General features: G+C 59.5%; 18 protein-coding genes. 10 read left to right on the forward strand and 8 right to left on the reverse strand.

Going from position 1 to position 18,876, the window contains the following annotated elements; all coding sequences use genetic code 11:
- Positions 1-6: 6 nt before the first annotated feature.
- The 4 genes from BR48_RS0114890 (at position 7) to BR48_RS0114905 (ending at position 4,517) form a co-directional block, all read left to right on the forward strand.
- Complete coding sequence (locus BR48_RS0114890; protein WP_027232041.1) at positions 7-1,371, forward strand: amidohydrolase family protein; 1,365 nt, start codon at positions 7-9, stop codon at positions 1,369-1,371.
- Between the two features lie 33 nt (positions 1,372-1,404).
- Positions 1,405-2,601, forward strand: a complete 1,197-nt coding sequence (locus tag BR48_RS0114895; RefSeq protein ID WP_027232042.1) for an amidohydrolase family protein — start codon at positions 1,405-1,407, stop codon at positions 2,599-2,601.
- A complete protein-coding gene (locus BR48_RS0114900) occupies positions 2,591-4,084 on the forward strand; it encodes an amidohydrolase family protein (RefSeq protein WP_036814620.1) in 1,494 nt (497 codons plus the stop codon). Before BR48_RS0114895 ends, BR48_RS0114900 begins: the two co-directional genes overlap by 11 nt.
- 112 nt (positions 4,085-4,196) lie before the next feature.
- Positions 4,197-4,517 carry a hypothetical protein gene (locus tag BR48_RS0114905; protein WP_027232044.1) on the forward strand — a complete coding sequence of 107 codons (321 nt, stop codon included), beginning with the start codon at positions 4,197-4,199 and terminating at the stop codon, positions 4,515-4,517.
- A gap of 43 nt (positions 4,518-4,560) precedes the next feature.
- Here BR48_RS0114905 and BR48_RS0114910 read toward each other — a convergent pair whose 3' ends face one another.
- A complete protein-coding gene (locus tag BR48_RS0114910; RefSeq protein ID WP_027232045.1) occupies positions 4,561-5,244 on the reverse strand; it encodes an aldolase in 684 nt (227 codons plus the stop codon).
- A complete protein-coding gene (locus BR48_RS0114915; protein ID WP_027232046.1) occupies positions 5,244-6,242 on the reverse strand; it encodes a LacI family DNA-binding transcriptional regulator in 999 nt (332 codons plus the stop codon). Before BR48_RS0114915 ends, BR48_RS0114910 begins: the two co-directional genes overlap by 1 nt.
- Before the next feature lie 154 nt (positions 6,243-6,396).
- On the opposite strand from BR48_RS0114915, the gene ltnD reads away from it, so the two are divergent.
- The 4 genes from ltnD (at position 6,397) to BR48_RS0114935 (ending at position 10,147) form a co-directional block, all read left to right on the forward strand.
- Positions 6,397-7,326 (forward strand): L-threonate dehydrogenase, encoded by a 930-nt coding sequence (gene ltnD, locus BR48_RS0114920; RefSeq protein WP_027232047.1) that lies wholly within the window; start codon positions 6,397-6,399, stop codon positions 7,324-7,326.
- Between the two features lie 19 nt (positions 7,327-7,345).
- On the forward strand, positions 7,346-8,128 hold the full coding sequence (gene otnI / locus BR48_RS0114925; RefSeq protein ID WP_027232048.1) for a 2-oxo-tetronate isomerase: 783 nt from the start codon (positions 7,346-7,348) through the stop codon (positions 8,126-8,128).
- A complete protein-coding gene (gene otnK, locus BR48_RS0114930) occupies positions 8,125-9,405 on the forward strand; it encodes a 3-oxo-tetronate kinase (RefSeq protein ID WP_027232049.1) in 1,281 nt (426 codons plus the stop codon). Before otnI ends, otnK begins: the two co-directional genes overlap by 4 nt.
- A gap of 82 nt (positions 9,406-9,487) precedes the next feature.
- The gene (locus tag BR48_RS0114935; protein ID WP_027232050.1) at positions 9,488-10,147 is read left to right on the forward strand and encodes a dihydrofolate reductase family protein; all 660 of its coding nucleotides are present in this window, start codon (positions 9,488-9,490) and stop codon (positions 10,145-10,147) included.
- Positions 10,148-10,159: 12 nt separating this feature from the next.
- Here the strand turns inward: BR48_RS0114935 and BR48_RS0114940 are convergent, their stop codons facing one another.
- From BR48_RS0114940 to BR48_RS0114955, 4 genes are all read right to left on the reverse strand, one after another.
- The gene (locus BR48_RS0114940; RefSeq protein ID WP_027232051.1) at positions 10,160-10,960 is read right to left on the reverse strand and encodes a class I SAM-dependent methyltransferase; all 801 of its coding nucleotides are present in this window, start codon (positions 10,958-10,960) and stop codon (positions 10,160-10,162) included.
- Between the two features lie 41 nt (positions 10,961-11,001).
- Positions 11,002-12,516: an FAD-dependent oxidoreductase gene (locus BR48_RS0114945; RefSeq protein ID WP_027232052.1), complete on the reverse strand. Its 1,515-nt coding sequence runs from the start codon at positions 12,514-12,516 to the stop codon at positions 11,002-11,004.
- 153 nt (positions 12,517-12,669) lie between these two features.
- The gene (locus tag BR48_RS0114950; RefSeq protein ID WP_027232053.1) at positions 12,670-12,879 is read right to left on the reverse strand and encodes a dodecin; all 210 of its coding nucleotides are present in this window, start codon (positions 12,877-12,879) and stop codon (positions 12,670-12,672) included.
- 207 nt (positions 12,880-13,086) lie between these two features.
- On the reverse strand, positions 13,087-15,123 hold the full coding sequence (locus BR48_RS0114955) for an NADH:flavin oxidoreductase (protein WP_027232054.1): 2,037 nt from the start codon (positions 15,121-15,123) through the stop codon (positions 13,087-13,089).
- 145 nt (positions 15,124-15,268) lie between these two features.
- Here BR48_RS0114955 and BR48_RS0114960 point away from each other — a divergent pair, with 145 nt between their 5' ends.
- Both BR48_RS0114960 and BR48_RS0114965 read left to right on the forward strand, forming a co-directional pair.
- Positions 15,269-15,898, forward strand: a complete 630-nt coding sequence (locus BR48_RS0114960) for a TetR/AcrR family transcriptional regulator (RefSeq protein ID WP_027232055.1) — start codon at positions 15,269-15,271, stop codon at positions 15,896-15,898.
- A 195-nt stretch (positions 15,899-16,093) separates the two neighbouring features.
- A complete protein-coding gene (locus tag BR48_RS0114965) occupies positions 16,094-17,095 on the forward strand; it encodes an ABC transporter substrate-binding protein (RefSeq protein WP_027232056.1) in 1,002 nt (333 codons plus the stop codon).
- Between the two features lie 65 nt (positions 17,096-17,160).
- Here BR48_RS0114965 and BR48_RS0114970 read toward each other — a convergent pair whose 3' ends face one another.
- Both BR48_RS0114970 and BR48_RS0114975 read right to left on the reverse strand, forming a co-directional pair.
- Positions 17,161-17,760, reverse strand: a complete 600-nt coding sequence (locus tag BR48_RS0114970; protein ID WP_027232057.1) for a dimethylsulfoniopropionate lyase — start codon at positions 17,758-17,760, stop codon at positions 17,161-17,163.
- A 34-nt stretch (positions 17,761-17,794) separates the two neighbouring features.
- Positions 17,795-18,874 carry a hybrid-cluster NAD(P)-dependent oxidoreductase gene (locus BR48_RS0114975; RefSeq protein WP_027232058.1) on the reverse strand — a complete coding sequence of 360 codons (1,080 nt, stop codon included), beginning with the start codon at positions 18,872-18,874 and terminating at the stop codon, positions 17,795-17,797.
- Between the last annotated feature and the right edge of the window lie 2 nt (positions 18,875-18,876).

Below are 18,876 nucleotides of genomic sequence, written 5' to 3' on the forward strand. Positions count from 1 at the left end.
AATAGAATGGCCAATGCATTGCTCATCGAGAACGGCGTCATCGTCACCATGGATGGCGATGGCCGCATCATCGAAGGCGGCAGCGTTCTGATCGAGAACGGTATTATTACATCAGTTTGCAATGGACAGGTTGTAGATGTCGACGCCGAACGCATCGACGCGCGCGGAATGGTCGTGATGCCCGGCCTGATCGACACGCACGCGCATGCCGGACACACCTTGACCAAGGGCCTTGGCGACGATTCGGAACAGTGGATGAACGTCACGGGCCGTATCTATGCGAGTGCTGTGGATACGGAATTCTGGACCGCAGAAGCATGCCTTTCCGCGCTGGAGCGCATAAAATGCGGCACGACGACCGCAGCGCTGCTCTTTGGCGGTGGTCCAGATATCATGCGCACGGAAGGCCCTGAGGCTGCGGAGGCCCATCTGGCGGCGGTCGCCGACATGGGCGTGCGCGAGATCTTGGCTGTTGGCCCGAACCGACCAACGTCCCGACACGTGTATACCGACTACGCGGGTGGCACTGGCCGGGAAATTGCGGTCTCCCCATTGGAACAATTGGCAGTCTGCGGCCGCCTCATCGACGCATGGGCCGGACGCAACGATTTGCTTCGCCTTGCGATTTCCCTGCCGGTGTTCACTGCCAGCGAACTTGAAGACGAATCCGTATACAAGATTTCGGCGGATGCGCGCGACATGGCGCGTGAAAAAGGCGTTTTGCTGGTTCAGGACGGGCACCGCGAGGGCTCAATCGCAGCCAACGCCACGCGCCTGGATCTCTTCGACGGACATTCACTGCTCGCGCACTGCATCAAGCTGACCGAGGCGGACATCGCGGTCTTGAAGCAAACCGGGGCGAAAGTCGCACACAATCCAAGCGCGCTCATGTCGGTATCGGGACGCTGTCCCGCACCGGAATTGATGGAACAGGGCGTCACCGTTTCGCTAGGCACCGATGCCGCCGCGCCCGACCGTCCATTCGATATGTTCCGCAACATGTTTCAGGCGCATCGTTACCATGCACGTCACTTGCGTGACGATACGGTGCTGCCGCCCATGCAACTTCTTGCGATGGCAACGATTGAAGGCGCGCGCGCACTTTCGATGGAAAACGAAATTGGTTCGATAGAAGTGGGAAAGCGCGCGGATATCATTCTCGTGAATATGCGCCAGCCGCATTTGTGGCCGCCGGTCAACCCGGTGCAGCGGCTTGCCCGCTTCGCCAATGGCGCTGACGTCGATACGACGATTGTCGGTGGACGCGTCCTTATGCGTGGACGCAAACTGGTCGATCAAGATGAGAATGCCATTCTGGAACGAGCCGAAACCGCGTTTCATCGGATGATCGCGCGCTTGCCTGCGCTCTGACCGTGACCGCCTTCGATTTAGCTGGAGTTACTGATGACCACTGACCTTATCATTCGCAACGTGCGCCCGCTCGGCGGTGCGCCAACCGACCTTTTCATCCGCGACGGTCGCTTTGTCGAGGCTGCCGCACCCAAAGGCACGGATGCAATCGACGCCGGCGGACAAATCGCCCTCCCAGGACTGGTTGAAGCCCACACGCATCTCGACAAGACGCTGATCGGCATGGACTGGTATCGTAACGAGGTAGGCCCCACACGCAACGACCGTATCCTTGCCGACCGCAGGGCCAAGCGTGAGCTGGGCATCGATGCCCGACGGCAATCCGCACGCCAGATCATGCAGACATTGCCCTTCGGCGTTACCCATATTCGCACCCATGTCGATGTGGACACGGAGATCGGCATCGCCAACGTCCAGGGCCTCGTAGCAACGCGCGCGGCCTTTGCAGGTCTTGTCGATGTACAGATCGTGGCGTTTCCGCAAAGCGGCATGCTGGTCCGCCCCAGCACATTGGCGCTGATGGAAGAGGCGCTCAAGGCCGGTGCCGATATCGTCGGCGGAATCGATCCGGCATCGATCGACCGCGATCCGGTGCGCCATCTCGATGCAATTTTTGCGCTTGCCGATCGTCACAGCAAACCGATCGACATCCACTTGCATGAGCCGGGTGAGCTTGGCGCATTCTGCCTCGAACTCATCATTGAGCGGACGCGCGCGCTTGGCCTGCAAGGCCGGGTGATGGCCAGTCACGCCTACTGTCTCGGCACGCTCGATGCGAAGCGGCAGGGAACGCTGATCGATGCGCTCGCTACCGAAAATATTGCCGTCATGACCGTCGGCAGCCCCTCTGCGCCTGCACTGCCACTGAAGCTGCTGCGCCAATCGGGCGTGATTGTCGCCTCGGGATCTGACGGCATTCAGGGGACGTGGGAACCCTGGGGCAGCGGCGACATGCTGGAACGGGCCAAGTTCCTTGCCCAGCGCAACGGCATGACCGCAGACGCCGATCTCGAGGCGGCCGTGGACGTCTGCACCTTTGGTGGCGCGACCGGCATCGGACTGCGCGACTACGGCCTCGCACCCGGTTGTCACGGCGATCTCGTTCTCGTTGGGGCTCAAACGCTGGCTGAGGCCGTTGCCCTCACCCCGCATGAGCGCACTGTCATTCGCGGAGGTCGTATCCTCTTGCGCAATGGTCGATTGAGCAAGGACCTCCCGCATGTCGAGTGAGCCGGAAAAGGACCAGGGCACGGAAGGTCCGGTCCTCTTGACGGCGCGCTGGATCGTCGGTCACGCCGACGGGCGGCACGTCCTCTATGAAAACGGTGAGGTCGTCTATGACGGGAACGAGATCACCTTAGTGGGCCAGCACTATACCGGGCCGGTAGGCCGGCGCATCGATTATGGCATGGCGCTCATCGGACCTGGCTTCATCGACCTCGATGCGCTTTCCGACCTCGACACCGGCGTCCTCGGCCTCGATCACCAGCCGGGCTGGAAGAAGGGCCGGGTTTGGCCGCGCGACTACGTTAACGCCGGGCCGGTGGAGATGCTCGATCCGGACGAACTGGCATTCCAGAAACGCTATGCCTTTGCGCAACTCATCCGCAACGGCATCACCACGGCATTGCCGATCGCTTCGCTGTTCTATCGCGCCTGGAACGAGACGACCGACGAATTTGCATCTGCGGCCAACAGCGCCGGCGAATTGGGCTTGCGCGTCTATCTCGGGCCTGCTTTCCGGGCCGGTCATTCGGTTGTCGAGGAGGACGGTAGTATCGTCGTCGAGATCGATGAAGCGCGGGGGGCCGAGGGGCTTCAGCAGGCTATTGCATTCTGCCAGGAACACGAGGGGCGACATGGCGGCCTCGTGCGCACGATGCTGGCGCCGGACCGGATCGAGTTCTGGACCGAAGGCCTTTTGCGGGAGACGGCGGCCGCCGCTCGCGACCTCGACGTGCCCCTGCGCCTGCATTGCTGCCAGTCGGAATTCGAGGTCAACACCATGCGCGAGCGCTTCGGCACAACCTCGGCGCGTTGGCTGCAAAGCATCGGATTCCTTGGTGAGAAGGTACTCTTGCCACATGGTACGAACGCCGAGCGCGCGGACCTTGACATCATCGCAGCGTCCGGCGCGACCCTGGTTCATTGTCCGATCGTGATGGCTCGTCATGGGGTGGCGCTCGACAATTTTGCCGACCTGCGCCGCGCCGGAATGCGTATCGGCATGGGCACAGATACCTGGCCGCCCGACATGGTACTCAACATGCAGGTCGGGCTCATGCTCGGACGCGTGATGTCCGGCGATACGGCGCGCCCCGCATCCACCGATCTTTACGATGCGGCGACAACCGGAGGCGCCGATGCGCTCGGCCGAAGCGACCTCGGACGTTTGTGCAAGGGGGCTAAGGCCGACATTGTTGTCTTCAACCTTGGGGCGGATCATCTCGGTCAAATAACGGATCCGATCGCCGGACTCATGACTTCGGCAAGCGGCCGCGATGTCGACACCGTCATCATCGATGGGCGGACGGTCATGCAAAATGGCATCATACCGGGCTTCGACTTCGAAGCGTCGCATGGACGAGCCCAACGCCAGTTTGAACGTCTGGTTGCGCGCTATCCGGAACGGACCTGGAGACATCCGCCGGTCGAGGCGATCTTTCCGCCCTCTTATCCAACCATTCGTTCAACCGGAGTTGCGAAAGAGTAACAACCAGATTTTTCCGCTGGGGATTGGCCACTCAAGGCTGCCACCAGAGGTCGCAACTCCCGGATAAAGATGATAGTTAGCAAAACATCAACTCGATTCCGGGAGTGCCGAAATGAGATTTGCCTGCTACGTTGTGATGACCGCCGCGCTTGTCTTCGCATCTTCGTGCACAACACCCGGCATGGATACCAATCTCGCCAGCACCTCGCTGCGCAACTCCATATTCGACGAGTGCGGTTGGGCGGCGGAGTCATCCACGCTCGGTGGCCTGCTTCCCAAAATCTCTTCAGGCCGGGACGGCTTTCATCGTATCACCGTAGAGGTATGTACGGCTGCCAGGAGCGCGGGCACCGCGCCCGGAGAAACCGCTACCGTGAGTGTTGAAGGAAAGTCCGTGCGTGGGCGCTTCTTGCTGCCGGGCGAGAATCCCTAGGGGCGCGGCGGCAGACCGCACCGCCAGGCGGCGTGCCTGGAAATCAATCGTCAGGATCGTGCGGGTGCCCGTGGTCGTCGACAATCGGCAAATCCAGATTGAACTCCCGCACGAGGTCTTTAACTTGAGCCGGGGTCAGGTAGCGCGGATTTAGGTTCCTCAGCATGAGGTAAAGCTTGGCACCCTCCTCAAGTTCCTCGGTAGCGAAAACCGCGGCCTCGAGAGTGTCGCTGGCGACGACGGGGCCATGATTAGACAGAAGCACCGACGCATATTTGCCGGCAAGACCGCGAATTGCATCGGCAACGGCCGGATCGCCCGGCCGATAATAGGGTAGCAGCGCGATCTGACCGGCGCGCATGAGACAATAGGGCGTCATCGGCGGCAATGCTGCGCGCGGGTCGATCTCTGGAAGCATCGACAGTGCGACAGCGTTCGTTGAATGAAGGTGGACGATGGCACGCGCGGCCCCACGCGTTTCGTAGAGCGCGCTGTGCAGCGGGATCTCCTTGGTTGGTTTGTCGCCCGAAACGTGTCGACCGCCAGCGTCGAGATGCGACAGCCTCGCGGGATCAAGAAACCCGAGCGAGGCATTGGTCGGCGTGACCAGCCAGCCGCCATCATCGAGCCGCACTGAAATGTTCCCCGAGGAACCCGGAGTTAATCCTCGCTCGAAGAGCGACCTGCCATATCGGCATATATCTTCCCGCAAACGCGCATTGGACATCAGGCTGTTTCCCCTTCAATCAATTCAAAGCCGAGGTCGATGACCTGCGACGGCGCGTCGTCAACCACCAGTTGCGCCGCCACCTGGCCGATTGTGACGCGCGGGGTGAGCAGGGTCGAAAGCCGCTGCGGGGTGGCGCGTCCAATATCGAGCCCATTATAGCCGAGGATCGCGAGGTCGTCCGGCACCGTTATCCCGTGCGAAAGACAATGGAAATAGCCGCCGAGCGCCATGTCGTCGTTGGAAAAGTAAACGGCATCGACGTCGGGACTTCGTGCAAGCAGTTGTTCCAGCCCCGCCCTTCCGTTTTCCACGGACGATGGCCCGGCATGAATCTGCCGGTCGGCGAGTGGAGCACCAGCTGCGCCCAGCGTCTCACAAAAGCTAGCAAAGCGCTTGCCAGCCCTTGTGTCGCGGTTAAGGTCATGCCCGACGTAACCGATACGCCGATAACCACGCTGCAGCATGAAATTGGCGCTTTCCCGCCCGGCCGCGTGATTGGAGAAACCCACGGCGAGATCAAGCGCGACACCGTCTATATCCAGCACCTCGACGACGCGGCATTTCGCGGCGCGCAGCATCTTGACAGTGCCGTCCGCATGCTCGTAGCCCGCCAGCATCACCGCTGTCGGCCGCCAGGCAAGCATTGAGGCGACCAATGCTTCCTCCTTCTCAGGATCATAGTCCGTCACCGCGAAAACTGCCTGATAGCCATGGTCTTCGAGCGTAGCACTCGCGCCGCGCAGCACATCCGTGAAGACGATGTTCGAAAGCGATGGGATAACGAACGCCACGAGCCGCGAGCCTGCCGACGCCAGCGTGCCGGCGATCCTGTTTGGCACATAACCGAGGTGCTGGACCGCCGCCAGGACACGGTCTCTTGTCTTGGTGGTAAAGGAGCCGTGATTACGCAGGACACGTGACACTGTGCTCTCGCCGACGCCGGCCGCCTTGGCGACTTCGGCGAGGGTTACACCTTCCTGCTGCTTGAATTCCATGCTTCCCTGTTCCATTGCCGCGCGCCGCACTGGTGCATTCTCCCGTCTTTCCAGCACTAATCAAGTAATTTTGGCAGCGCTACCAATTTCGATTGGCAGCGCTGCCAAAATGCAATACCGTGGATGTATGACGTGAGCCCAGGGAGGCACCGCAATGGTATCACTGCCGGACAATGCAAACGCAGCATCGAAGATTGCGGTGATCGGCCTCGGTTCGATGGGCTTTGGCATGGCGCGATCGCTGAAACGCGCCGGCCTCGACGTCACCGGATACGACGTTGAATCCGCGGCCGTTGAACGTTTTGTTGCCGAAGGCGGGCTTGGCGCGAGCACCCTAGCGGAGGCGGTAAAGGATACCGACATCGTCGTTTCAGTGGTGGTGAATGCGGTGCAAACCGAGTCGGTTCTGTTCGGGCCGGAAGGCGTTGGCCAGGCAATGCGGCCAGGGGCAGTTTTCGTCTCGTCGGCGACAATGGATCCGGCCGTTGCCCGCGGTCTGGCAAAGCGGGTCGAAGCGCTCGGCCTTCATTACCTCGAAGCCCCGATCTCGGGCGGAGCAAGCAAGGCCGCGTCGGGTGAGCTGACCATCATGGCCTCTGGCTCGAAACAGGCTTTCGCCGCGGCGCGCCCTGCCCTCGATGCAATGGCCACAAAGGTCTACGAGCTCGGCGAGGAAGCAGGAACCGGCGCAGCATTCAAGATGATCAACCAGCTGCTCGCCGGGGTTCATATTGCCGCCGCATGTGAGGCCATCACATTCGCTGCCAAGCAGGGACTTGACCTTGGCAAGGTCTATGAGGTCATCACGGCATCTGCCGGCAACTCATGGATGTTCGAAAATCGCGTCCCGCATGTGCTTGCCGGCGATTATACCCCGCTCAGCGCCATCGAGATTTTCGTGAAGGATCTTGGTATCATCCAGGACATGGCTCGTGCGGAGCGCTATCCGGTACCGTTGGCGGCGGCGGCGCTGCAAATGTATCTCGCCGCCTCGGGTGCCGGCATGGGCCATGACGACGACTCGTCCCTTGCCCGCCTTTACGCGCAGTTGTCGGGCGCCACCCTGCCGGCAGCGGCAAAGTAATTTCTACAGGATCGAACGCATGCCCGTATTTGCCGCCAACCTGACGATGATGTTCAATGAATGGCCGTTCCTCGATCGCTTCGATGCGGCAGCCGATGCAGGCTTCAGTGCAGTCGAATATCTTTTCCCCTACGACGCCGCGCCGGAAGCACTGGCCGAGCGGCTCGAGCGCAACAGGTTGCAACAGGCGCTGTTCAACCTGCCGCCGGGCGACTGGGCCGCGGGCGAACGCGGCATTGCTGCGCTGCCCGGACGGTTCGACGAGTTGCGTTCAGGCGTCGATCGCGCACTCGAATACGCCGCGGCGACGGGTGCAAAAAAACTGCATCTGATGGCGGGCATCGCCGATCCGGCCGAGCCCGAAGCGCGATCACGCTATGGGCAGTCAGTCACTTACACGGCTGAACGGCTGGCGGAAAAAGGCATCGAACTGATGCTCGAACCCATCAATGCGCGCAATATGCCCGCTTATTTCCTCAACGATTTCAACAACGCGGTTGCGATGATCAAGGAACTCGGACTTCCAAACCTCAAACTTCAGTTTGACATTTACCACCGCCAGATCATGCATGGCGACGTAACGGTTGCACTGCGCGAGTGGATGGCGATAATCGGCCATATCCAGATCGCCAGCGTTCCGTCGCGCCACGAACCGGAGCGGGAGGAATTGAATTATCCCTGGCTGTTCGATGAAATCGACCGGTTGGGCTATCAAGGTTTCGTCGGCTGCGAGTACAACCCGCGCGGCGCCACCCTTGATGGACTAGGCTGGTTCAAGCCCTATGCAAGGACCCTGAAATGACGGTGGTGCTGGGGTGCATCGCCGACGATTACACCGGAGCGTCGGACCTTGCCAACACGCTGACGAAGAATGGCCTGCGGACTGTTCAGACGGTCGGAATCCCTGATCCAGAACTCCATCTCCCTGATGTCGATGCCGTCGTGGTCGCATTGAAGATCCGCTCGATCCCGGCGAGTGAAGCCATCGCAGCTGCGACGGCCGCCGATATATGGTTGCGCAGGCACGGCGCGCGTCATGTCCTCTATAAAATCTGCTCGACGTTCGATTCAACGGCTGCCGGCAATATTGGACCGGTTACCGAAGCACTCATCGGCTCGGATATGCAGACGGCTGTCTTGGTCACGCCGGCTTTTCCGGAGACGCGTCGCACCGTCTATCTCGGTCATCTTTTTGTCGGCGACCAGCCGTTGAACGAGAGCCCGCTCAAGGACCATCCACTCAATCCGATGCATGACGCCAATCTCGTGCGCGTGATGCAAGCGCAATCGCGGGAACCTGTCGGACTTGTCGAGCTGCCAACCGTCGCAAAAGGTCCGGGTGCTGTGCGGGAAAAGCTGATGGCACTACGCGGCCGGGGCGTCACTATGGCGATCGCCGATGCGGTTTTCGAACGAGATCTCGAGATTCTTGGTGAAGTCGCACTGGAGAACAGTGTTTCAACGGGAGCGTCCGGCCTGGGTTTGGGGTTGGCACGCGCCTTGGTACGCTCAGGCCAGTTACCGAAGCCCAAGGATGCAGAAGCAGAGGTAGCCGGTGCGGTCGGCGGTCTTGCTGCAGTCATTGCCGGCAGCTGCTCGGCGATAACGCTCAAGCAACTAGCATTCGCCGAGAAATCGATGCCCGTGCTGCGGCTCGATTCGGAGCGCCTGCTTGCCGGACCGGAAGAAGTTGCGGCCGCAATTGCTTGGGCAGGCGATCGCATTCAAGAAGGTCCGATTGTTATCGCAGCCAGCGCCGAGCCGCAGACGGTCGCGCGCTTGCAATCGCGCTATGGGCGCGAAGCATCGGGTCATGGCATCGAGGCGGCCACCTCGACCATTGCCGGCGAGCTTGTCGCGCGCGGCGTACGCCGTCTCGTCATTGCCGGCGGCGAGACATCGGGAGCGGCTGTGGACAGGCTCGCCATTCCCGCCTTTCTGATCGGCCCCGAGATTGCGCCCGGCGTTCCGGTCCTGAAATCGATCGGCAACAAACAGGGCGACATGCTTCTCACCCTGAAATCCGGGAATTTCGGCGGCGAGGATTTCTTCCCGGCTGCACTCGCCATGATGCGTTGATATAATTTGTCGACCGCTGTCGGCATCGCCCACACTCCGGCGTCCTTGGTGCGGATGGAAATTTTCCGGGAAGGATAGCGGAATGCGAAAAGTGATTGTCGGTGCTTTTGTCAGTCTCGATGGCGTGATGCAGGCGCCGGGCGGGCCCGAGGAGGACCCTGTTGGCGGGTTCGAATATGGCGGGTGGGTTGCCCCCTATTTCGACGAGAAAATGGGCGAGGCGGTGGGCGAAATGTTTGCGAAGCCCTTCGATCTCCTGCTCGGGCGCAAGACCTACGACATTTTCGCGGCCCATTGGCCCTATGCAGGTGCTGACGATCCCATCGGGCCACTCTTCGATCGCATCACCAAATTCGTGGCTACCCGTAATGCGGATTCCAAGCTTGAGTGGCAGAACAGTCGGAGTCTGGGTCCGGATGTTGTCGCCGCGGTCAAAAAGCTGAAGGCCGAGGAAGGGCCGGATCTCTTAACGCAGGGATCGAGCGACTTCCTGCAAACACTCTTCAAGCATGATCTCGTCGACGAAATGTACGTTTCGATATTTCCACTCATACTTGGCAAGGGCAAGCGGCTGTTTGGGTCAGGCGCCACCCCTATTGCACTGAAACTCGTCAGTTCGAAAACGTCCGGAACCGGGACGACGATCAATAAATACATTCGCGACGGCGACGTCAGAACCGGTTCCTTCGAGTTCGATCAGCCAACGGAAGCCGAACTTCGACGTCGCAAAAACCTGACCTAGAATCTCCGCACGTCAGGCTACCTGCCCCCGGCATGCCCAGGCAACATTTGCAAAGGAACGCGGGCCATCCGGCCGGCCCGCCTCGTAGGCATCGCGCACTGCGGCATCGGTGCGCGCCCGGCCCGCCTTGTCCAGGGCTGCGACGTACTTGCCGAGCGGTCCCTCCCCTGCGGCAATCGGCGCCCAGTAGTCGTCGAAGTCGCGGTAGTCCATGCGGATCATGAGCTCTGTCTCGGTCACGTCCACAAGCCCCTGTTCGACGAACGTCTGCTTCAGTTCGCCGGGCTGCATCATCGGCTGAAAGCAGTAGCGGCTGCGCAACTGGCGTCCGCTGTCGCTAAGCGCTGCCACGGTATCGATCATCATGCGCATGCCCGGCATGCCGCCGAGGTGATCCCAGACGGTCGCTGCAACGACGCCCCCCGGACGCACCACGCGGCGCATTTCGGCCACCGCCTTTGCGGTTTCGGGTACGAAGTGCAGCACGAGAAGCGCCAGAGCACGGTCGAACGCGGCATCCTTGAAGGGTAAGGCACAAGCATCCGCCTGCTGGATATGGATACGAGGATCTTTATTGCGCCGGTTCGCTTCCGCCACAAAGACCTCGGAAAAATCAATCGCCGCTATCTCGCTGAGATTGGCGTTCCGGGCCAGCGCGAATGTCAGGCTGCCGGTTCCACAGCCAACGTCGAGAATCTTTTCCCCATCGGCCAGTCCCGCAAAGTCGATAAATTGAAGCGCAAGCTTCTGGCTCCAGCGGCCCATAAGCTGCTCATAGCCGGCTGCGTCATGCACGTTAAAACTTGATGTCATCGAAACCTCCCCAAGATGCGACCGGCAAATACCGGCCCGCATCAAGCGTTTTGGCGCTCCATCCGGACTTCTTCTTCCAGACTCTCCAGATCCCGATAAATCGTGACCGTGGCGAGTACCCGTCCGTTGCTTTTGTATTGAACTGCGCAGTCCTTCGCACTTATGTCGCCATCGATTGCGACGTCGTCCCAGCTTTCGGCGTGCCCTACATAGTTGATCGGGATGTCATAATGCTGGCTCCAGAAGAAAGGCACGGCTTCGAACTTTTGTTGCCGTCCCAGCATGTTGAGTGCAGCAACCTGTCCCTGACGTTCCGCTACCACCCAATGTTCAACACGGATGGCTCGACCGGTATGCGGATCGGGCCAGCGCGCGATGTCGCCTGCCGCATAAATCCCCGGGACAGTTGTCTCGAGATAGGTATCGACCACAACGCCGTTGTCGATGGCGAGGCCGGCCTGTTCGGCTAGAGCAAGGCGGGGTCGCACCCCGATGCCGGCGACGATAAGGTCTATCTCATGCAGTTCGCCGCTCTTCAGCCGGACTTTTGAACCCTCGATTGCAATGACCGCATCTTCAAGGTGGAATATAACCCCGTGCTCCTCATGAAGGGCCCGGATGAAGTCGCCCATCTCCGCGCCGAGTACCCGTTCCATCGGCCGTTTGGAAGGGGCGACAACATGGACCTCGATATCGCGTGCCCGGAGCGCTGCAGCAACCTCGAGTCCGATAAAACTGGAGCCTATAACGAGGGCGCGTCGGGCGTTCCCGGTGGCCGCAATGATTGCGCGGCTGTCGTCGAGCGTACGCAACGTGTGGACGTTGGGCTGATCGGCGCCGGGTATGGTCAAGCGTACTGGTTCGGCCCCCGTGGCCAGGAGCAGCCGATCATACGGCACCTTGTCGCCATCGGCGGTGATTACCTGCCCTGCGGCAACGTCGATCGCAGTAACTTCCGTTTGCAAACGAAGGTCGATACCCGCCTTGCTGTAGTACTTGTCCGATCGCAACGGCAACCAGTCTTCCGGCGCGCTGCCAGCGAGATAATCCTTCGACAGATTCGGTCTATCGACCGGTGCGGCAGTGTCGGCGCTCAGCATGACGATGCTGCCCTGATAATTGTGCCGCCGAAGCATCTCTGCGGCCGCAAAACCCGCCGCGCCACCACCAATGATGACAACTCTCGCAGGCACGTTCTGTCCGGCGGGCTTTTCTTGCTTTTCCAGTTTGCTGTGAACAAAGAGCTTGCCGTCTCGTTGCTCAACTTTCCAACACGACAATGGGCTTAAAGCAGGCGCCCGGACGGCTTCCCCGCTGCGCAGGTCAAAACAGGCATGGTGCCACGGGCAGCGAACGGTACTTCCGTCTAGCAGCCCATCAACGAGCGGACCATGATAGTGGCTGCATTGTGCATCAATTGCGAATATTTCATCCCCGGTTCGCACCACGAGAATGTCCTTTTCCCCGACATGCCCGAGAAGCTTTCCTCCATCGAGGGCAATGACAGGAACACCCTGCGTCAGGTCGGGGCCGCTCGGGGACTGGTCTTGAGCCATGGGTGTCTCCTTCTTTAAAGAACATCAACTCCTTGAAAGCCAATGCCAATGGCCGGCACTTCGACAACTAAGCGCCCGGCGCAGCGACGGTGAAAATGCGCCCTGGCTGCGCGAAATGATGGTGACATTCCGGCGCTCGCTCAACGCCGCACTTCAGTCCAATCGGAAGCCTGCTTTGAGGACGACCTGAAAGCGGGCCACCTCGCCATCCTGAATGTGGCCACGGATCTGGTCGACTTCAAACCAGTCGAGTTGCCTCACGCTCTTGGATGCACGCGCGATGGCGTTCTTGATCGCTGAATCGACAGACTCCGTTGAACTGCCAACGAGTTCGATCTTCTTGTAGACGTGATCCTCACCCATAGGGTCCTCCTCTTGCGCTTTTCGTGTCGGCTTTCGGTACCTTCTTATTTCAAAGTACCGACATTCTGGGCCGACCGGGCGCAAATGTGAAGTTCATTCCGAGTGAAGGCCAATATCCTGTAGCCGGCACGCTATCACCTCGCCGAATGGCATGCTGATAGAGAACGCCGCCCCTGGATCAAGGCGCGCGTCTGGCCGAACACAAGCTCAGATATCCTTTGCGATACGCAAAGCGTCGTAGATCGCGGCGTGGGTATTTCGCGCTGCTACAGCATCACCGATGCGAAACAATTGGAAATTGCCCTGCGGATTGCGCATGACGCTCTGCGGTTCGCCAGCGAGAAGCTGGTCGTGCGAGACCTCCCCCAGATTGCTCGAGGCAGGCTTCAATTCAAAATAAAGCTCGTCAAGCGGAATGGTCCCGTGGTTTACGACGATCTGATCAACGGTGCGTTGCTTGGCGACACCGCCGTAGTCGCTACCGATATGAGCGATGATCTGGTTGCCGCTCTTCTCGGCCCGTTCCAGCCGATACGTCACGGTGAACGTCACGTCGAGCTTCTGAAGCGATCGCATATAAGGCACGAGGTTCATCGCCATGACTTCCGGCGCAAAGGAGCGGTCCGGGGTCATGACTTCTACTCTCGCACCTGCCTTGGCCAGGAACTCAGCGGCCTGGAGACCTGTATGGTCGCCGGCATCGTCAAAGATCAACACGTTCGAGCCGGGCTTTGCATCGCCAGCGATGATATCCCAGGCGGAAACGACCAGTTCATTGCCGCTGGAAAGAACCTCCGTATGCGGCATGCCCCCGGTTGCGATGATCACCACATCCGGTTTTTCGGCCGCTATTGTCTCGGCCTCCGCCCAGGTGTTGAAGCGGAAAATCACTCCGAGCTTTTCACACTGGCTCATTCGCCAGTCGATGATGCTGATCATTTCGCGGCGGCGCTCGCTTTGCGCGGTCAGCCGGACTTGGCCGCCCGGATCGTCGGCAGCCTCGAGCACGACAACCTCATGGCCACGCTCGCCGGCCACGCGCGCAGCTTCAAGACCAGCAGGACCCGCTCCGACAATAACGACCTTTTTGCGGACGTCCGCTCGCTTGACGATGTGCGGCATAGTCTCCTCACGCCCCGTCGCGGCGTTGTGGATGCAGAACGCCATTCCACCTTGGTAGATGCGGTCGAGACAATAGTTGGCGCCCACACAAGGGCGAATGTCGTCCTCGCGCTTCTCCATGATCTTTCGCACGATATGTGGATCGGTCATATGAGCTCGCGTCATGCCGACCATGTCGACCTTGCCCGCCGCGATCGCGTAACGGGCGGTCGCGACGTCCGGAATCTTCGCCGCGTGAAACACCGGAAAATTCGTGGCAGCGCGAATCTCGCCTGCAAAATCGAGATGCGGCGCGTTTGCCATGCCCTGAATAGGGATCACGTCGGTCAGGCCGGCGTCCGTATCGATATGACCGCGAATGACGTTCAGATAGTCGACAAGGCCACTTTCCTTGAGGCGTCTGGAGATTTCGAGGCCCTCGGCCTTTCCTGTCCCGCCGGGAAGACTCTCATCTGCAGTGTAGCGCACGCCAAGGATAAACTCGTCACCAACCCGTTCGCGCATTGCCTTGAACACGTCGAAACAAAAGCGGAGCCGATTGTCCAGCGAACCCCCATAGGGACCATCCAGCTCATTTGTGAGCGGTGAAGTGAACTGGTCGATAAGATGGCCGTAAGCCTCCAGTTCCACCCCGTCCATTCCGCCGGCCTTCATGCGTTCAGCGGCATCGGCAAAGTCCTTTATGATGCGCTCAATGTCCCAATCCTCCAATTTCTTCGGAAAGGCGCGGTGAGCCGCTTCACGGTGATGCGATGGCGCGACCACCGGCAGCCAATCGCCCTTGTCCCAGCGCGTCCGGCGCCCGAGATGGGTTAGCTGGATCATGATTGCCGCCCCCTCTTCGTGCACGGCATCGCTCATGCGCCTGATCCAGGGGACGATTTCATCCTTGTAGGCGAGGAGATTGTTGAACACCGGAGGACTGTCCCGCGACACCGCCGCTGAGCCTGCCGTCATGGTAAGTGCGATACCCCCTTTTGCTCTCTCAACCGTATAGGCGAGATACCGCTCCTTGGGCATGCCGTCTTCCGGATAGGCCGGCTCGTGCGAGGTCACGATGATGCGGTTGCGCAGCGTCAGATGCTTGAGCTGATAAGGCTGAAGAAGAGGATCGTCCGACATGAGCCGTCTCCAAACTGGATGTATCAACGCAGACGCTATGCCCAATGTACATATGTGTCAATATTCGAAACATCATCGTCCATTTTTACGACATAGCTGTACATTTTGGTTGTATGACAATTGTCATTTTGCTAGGATTCAGTTCATGGAGCAGTCAGTAAACGACAGCGGTTGGCGAGGATCCCAGGAAGGATGGCTGGACGCAGCCTATGCCTCACTTCTCGAGTCCGGCATCGACTCCGTGAAGATATTGCCACTGGCCAAGAAGCTCGGCCTTTCGCGCACCAGTTTCTACTGGTTCTTCAAGGACCGCGAGGAATTGCTTGCCGCGCTTGTCGCAAAGTGGCGCGAGAAAAATACCGGCAATATGGTCAAGCAGTCCGAGGCCTATGCCGAGTCGCTGGTTGAAGCGATGTTGAACGTCTTCGACTGCTGGATCAATTTCGACCTGTTCGATGCGAAATTCGAGTTCGCTGTCCGCAGTTGGGCATTGCAATCGCCGGAAATCCTGGCGGAGGTGCAATTGGCCGACCAGACGCGCCTCGAGGCCCTGAAGCAAATGTTCGTTCGTTTCGGCCATTCGGAAATAACCGCCGACGTGCGCGCTCGAACGACGTACCTGGTTCAGATCGGATACATCTCGATGCAGTCCGAAGAAGATCTCGGGACCCGCATGAAGCGCATTCCCGAGTACATCGCAATTTATACCGGCCAGGTGCCGCAGCAGAGGGAGCTTGACCGCTTTTTCGCAAGGCATGGCCATAAACCCGCATGACACTCTGGCGAAGCGAGCAGATAATTGGATTGGCAGGATTGGCGCGAACGATTGATCGATCCCAAACATGCGCGCCCCGCCAAGTTGGACAGCATCAGGCTATCGGTGAGGATGGGAGATAATCCCTGACAGTCGCCGGGCGGGCGTTCGCGGCAACCCGCTCAGAATTGAAGTCCGCACACAAAGGGAACGACAATGAAAAAACTACTTGCATCAACATGCCTGGTTTTTGGCCTGCTGGGTGGAGCCTCCTTTGCCAACGCAGCCGAATGCGGCAGCATCACAATCGCAAGCATGAATTGGCAGAGCGCCGAAGTGCTTTCAAATCTCGACAAGATCATCCTTAACGAAGGCTACGGTTGCCAGGCCGATATCACCATCGGTGATACAGTGCCGACAATCACGTCCATGGCGGAAAAAGGTCAGCCGGATATCGCCCCCGAAGCATGGGTCGATCTGCTCCCTGAAATCGTCAAGAAGGGAACGGACGAGGGTAAGATCGTAGCCGTCGGTTCGCCGCTTCCCGATGGCGGCAATCAGGGTTGGTGGATTCCGAAATACCTTGCCGAAGCCCACCCGGATATCAAGACCATACCGGACATGCTGAAGCATCCGGAACTGTTCCCCGATCCCGAGGACGCTTCAAAGGGGGCAATCTTCAACGGACCGTCCGGTTGGGGCGGCACACTCGTTACAACGCAGCTCTATAAGGCCTTTGACGCCGAGAAAGCGGGCTTCAGGCTCGTTGATACTGGCTCGGCAGCTGGTCTCGATGGCGCCATCGCCAAGGCCTATGAGCGCAAGCAGGGTTGGGTAGGTTACTACTGGGCGCCGACCGCTTTGCTCGGCAAATACCCGATGGTGAAGCTCGAGCCAGGCGCTCCGGCTGACCCGGCGGAGTGGAAGCGCTGCAACACGGTCGCAGATTGCCCGGACCCCAAGCCGAATGCATGGCCGATTGACAAAATTGTTACCCTGCTGGCCAAGCCCTTCTCGGAAAAGGTTGATCCGGCAGTATTGGATTATCTCAAGAAGCGCTCCTGGAGCAACGAGACGGTCAACAAGCTCATGGCCTGGATGACCGATAATCAGGCGACTGGCGAAGATGGCGCCAAGCACTTCCTGAAGGAAAACAAGGACATGTGGACCAAGTGGGTCTCGCCGGAGGCCGCCAAGAAAATCGAAGCTTCCCTCTAACATCTACAGGAGTGCGGTGCGCCAAGGCTCACCGCACTTTGTTTGCTGCCCGACTCAGATGACTATTAAGCTGCTTTGTCCGTGCACAGGGCCCAGAATGCAAAGAGAGGGTTGTCGAGGGACCGCATGGCGTGCTTGATGTTCGGCACATTGTAGAACGAGCCGCCAATTCCGGGCGAAAACCACTCACCCTCGCCCTGCCTGAACTCACCCTCCGAAAGTACGAGATAAACCTCCTCGGGTGAATGGTCATGGTCCGGGTAGCGCACATTCGGCGCCAACAAGGTAGCGCCGAGCCAGATATCGGTGCGTTGTTCGAGCCCGCCAGGACCAAGAATCATCGCATTTGCATGGCCATCGACAAAATTGTCGCTCGCAGTCTTGTTGCTGGAACGGCGACGCCATTCGACAGACGGCTCGATCTGCCTGAACCGATCGACAAGTCGGGCCAGGGACGCGTGCCCGGCCTCGACGCCAAGTGCGCTGTCCAGATTGGAGCAAGCGGGCAACCTGCTTCCCGCGCGCGACGCCGGCGTCCCGGGTATATCAAGTGCTGAGAATAACTTCTGGATCGATTGGCGCGACTCCGGCCCTTGCGCAAACTCATTGAAAGCTGTGAACGCGGCATCGACGAACGACTGGAGAGCTTCGTTGCGGCCCTTCATTGCATTACCCCTCTTCAAGCGCAGCAAGCCGCAGCTACCGGTCCACGACAAGGTCGGTCAGCGGCTTTGAACAGCATGGCAAGAACATGCCGGCATCAATTTCGCGCTGCCGGATCCCGCCGCCATGTTGCATGTCGACCTTGCCGCTGACCAGCTTGGACTTGCACGTTCCACAAATTCCGCTTGCGCAGGAAGAAGGGAGCCGGACGCCGGATTTCTTTGCCGCGGACAATATCGATTGGCTTGCAGAAACCTCGATTGCCTTTGCCTGCCGCGCAAATGTCACCTTGAATTTCGGGACGATAGCCTCGCCAGCGCTTTCCGCAGCGACTGCAATGTCATCGGGCACAGGATCGAAGCTTTCCTCGAGGTACCGCGTCGGATCTGCGCCAAGTTCACCCAATATTCCGCGGACGGCCGCCATGAATGGCGCGGGTCCGCAGCACATGGTGAAGCGCTCCGCAAGATCCGGCACGGCGGAACCGAGATATTCTTTCGACAGTCTGCCAACGGCACCTACAAATCCGGGCTTGCTACCCATCCTCTCCGGCAGAAGGATCAATCGAAAATTCCGCATCGTCCGGGCGCGGAATTCGAGCTCGTCGTGGAAGATGAAATCCTGCGGCGTTCTTCCCGCATGCAGAAAAACGATGTCGGGAAACAGATGCGCGTCGTCGTAGGCCCGAACAATCGACATCAACGGCGTAATGCCGGAGCCGCCGGACAGGAACAGATACTTGCCTTCCGACTCAGTCGGCACCCTAAAGTTGCCCACCGGACCTTGCGCCTGAATTTCCATTCCCGGAGCAAGATTGTCGTGCAGCCAATTCGAGACGAGGCCGCCTTCGACGCGCTTCACGGTGATTGAAATTGATCTCGGGCGCAAAGGCGAGGACGATATGCTGTAGCAACGACGTTCAACGATCCCACCGGTTTCGACTTCGAAGCTGAAATACTGCCCGGCGCTGAAATTGAAGTAACGCCTCTCGCTGCACACAAAGGTGAACGTCTTTACATCATGGGTTTCGTCGCGGATATCAGCGCAGGTCATCCTTTGGTTGAGCGCTGGATCCCAGTAAAGGCCGTCCTGGCTGCACGATAGTGGAGACAGCATAT

Origin of the sequence: Phyllobacterium sp. UNC302MFCol5.2, from assembly GCF_000686005.1 — a bacterium.
Lineage (GTDB): Bacteria > Pseudomonadota > Alphaproteobacteria > Rhizobiales > Rhizobiaceae > Phyllobacterium > Phyllobacterium pellucidum.